1 pseudogene (cut by a window edge) is annotated in these 559 nt (G+C 38.3%); it reads left to right on the top strand.

Annotated features, from left to right (window positions below):
- A pseudogene (locus tag F4Z13_05710) lies at positions 1-449 on the top strand (lactate utilization protein C); it begins 22 nt to the left of the window's first position.
- Positions 450-559: the final 110 nt, after the last annotated feature.

Here is a 559-nt window from a genome sequence, read left to right as displayed (position 1 = left end):
ATCTTCTCGAAGAGAAAGGAAGCCTGATTGAGAAAATAAATGAACTTATCCAGGAGCTTGGTGCCCAGTCGGTTTCCTTTTGGAATACAAAACCCTTGAAATCACTTGAAATTGCCTCGGAAACTGATCTTGCAACTGCAGATATAGGAATAACTGGAGCTGATTTTGCCATTGCTGATACAGGAACTTTAGTTCTGCTGTCCGGTCCAAAACAGCCGAGACTTACTTCGCTTCTACCTCCCGTTCATATCGCGATACTTGAAAAGGAGAACATAGTTTTGAATATTCATGCTCTGTTTGCAAAGCTCGGGGAATCTTATGAAAAAAATTATGATGAATTGTGTACGTGTATTTCTTTTATAACTGGACCGAGTAGAACTGCTGATATAGAACTTAACCTTACACTGGGAGTTCATGGTCCAAGAAGAGCAATAGTTATAATTGTCTAAAAAACCTATAAGCTTTTATCTCTAATCCCCTTTAATTATTCATAAATATGCCCCAAATTATACTTCTCCTCCACTTTCCCAGCAAGAATATCCAACGTCCGATAATGTAT

This window comes from Candidatus Dadabacteria bacterium (assembly GCA_009837205.1).
GTDB lineage: Bacteria > Desulfobacterota_D > UBA1144 > Nemesobacterales > Nemesobacteraceae > Nemesobacter.
Note: the sequence above shows the minus strand (reverse complement) of the source record. Positions and strands in the feature narration are given on the sequence as shown.